The 1,495-nt window shown below is 62.0% G+C and carries 2 protein-coding genes; both read left to right on the top strand.

Translation table 11 applies throughout. The features are described 5' to 3' along the window. The first annotated feature begins 199 nt into the window (after positions 1-199). Positions 200-649 carry a host attachment family protein gene (locus EN984_RS34295; protein WP_127271043.1) on the top strand — a complete coding sequence of 150 codons (450 nt, stop codon included), beginning with the start codon at positions 200-202 and terminating at the stop codon, positions 647-649. A gap of 223 nt (positions 650-872) precedes the next feature. Further along, positions 873-1,495, top strand: a 623-nt coding sequence (locus EN984_RS34290) for a cation:proton antiporter (protein ID WP_206517556.1), incomplete at its 3' end; no start/stop codon positions are given.

Here is a 1,495-nt window from a genome sequence, read left to right as displayed (position 1 = left end):
CTGTTTTTTCTAAATTCTACCAAATTAGTAGATTAAAGCCGCGAACTCTGGATAGCCGGAATGTCCAACGCCGACGCGGCGGCCGACTGGAACATTAGTGGCTCGGGGCGCGTTCTCAAAAGGCCTGTCATATCGGATCGAAACCCCGGCTGCGGAACGCCCCGAAGGCCACCACGCGGCTGAAAAGGAGCCTGTCATCATGAACACAATCATACTCAAGCACGGTATCTGGGTCATGGTGGCCGATGGCGAGAAGGCGCTTTTCCTCAGGAACGCCGGCGACAACAAATATCCGAATCTCGAGGTGGTGCAGGAAATACAGCAGGACAACCCGCCCACCCGCGAGCAAGGCAGCGACAGCCCGGGCCGGTACAATGATGGTCCCTCCGTACACCGCAGCGCAGTCGAGGATACGGACTGGCACCGCATCGGCAAGGAGCGTTTCGCCGATGAAATCGCCGCCCGGCTCTACAAGCTCGCGCATGACGGCGAATTCAACGAGATCGTGCTCGTCGCACCGCCAGTGGTGCTTGGGACAATGCGCAAAAAGCTGCACAAGGAGGTCGAGGACAAGGTGACCGCCGAAATTCCCAAGACATTGACCAACCATGCCATACCGGAAATCGAGGCCCTGCTGCGGGCAGGCTGATCATTGTCGATCGGCCCTGACGGATCGAGACGAATAGCACCGCACAAATTCCGATCCGGCCGGCAGCTTCTCAGCTGCCGGTCAAATTTTTGCGGCAGCGCCGTCGATTTCACGGATTCGCGGGTTGCATCGCCGACATACCATCCACCATATTGCAAAACAGGCGGCGGCTTTGGGCGGCGCTCATCCAACATCGCTGTTTTTGAAAGGCGCTCCATAGACAATGCCGCATGACACGCCCCTTATCGCCACCATCGTCGCCGGTCTGGGGCTGGCTTTCGTCTTCGGGGCTCTCGCCAACCGCTTCCGTATCCCGCCGCTGGTCGGTTATCTCGTAGCCGGCGTGCTGGTCGGGCCGAACACGCCTGGCTTCGTCGCCGATGCCGGCCTTGCCAACGAACTGGCCGAAATCGGCGTCATCCTCCTGATGTTCGGCGTCGGGTTGCACTTCTCATTGAAGGATCTTCTGTCGGTGCGCGCCATAGCCGTGCCGGGCGCCGTCGTCCAGATCGGCTTTGCCACCGCACTCGGTGCCGGGTTGTCGTGGATGCTCGGCTGGTCAATGGGCGCGGGACTGGTGTTCGGCCTGGCACTATCGGTCGCCTCGACGGTCGTGCTGCTGCGCGCTCTGCAAGAGCGGCGGATGATCGAGACCGAGCGCGGCCGCATCGCTGTCGGCTGGCTGATCGTCGAGGACCTGGCCATGGTGCTGGCGCTGGTGCTGCTGCCGGCGCTGGCCGGCGTGCTCGGCGGCCAGGAGCAGACCGACGCCCATGCAAGCGGGCTGCTGTCGCTGCCGGCCAGCTACGGCATCTGGGGCGTCGTCGGCATCACGCTGGCCAAGGT

This window comes from Mesorhizobium sp. M7A.F.Ca.CA.004.12.1.1 (genome assembly GCF_003997835.1).
Taxonomy (GTDB): domain Bacteria; phylum Pseudomonadota; class Alphaproteobacteria; order Rhizobiales; family Rhizobiaceae; genus Mesorhizobium.
This window is presented reverse-complemented; position numbering and strand designations above follow the sequence as displayed.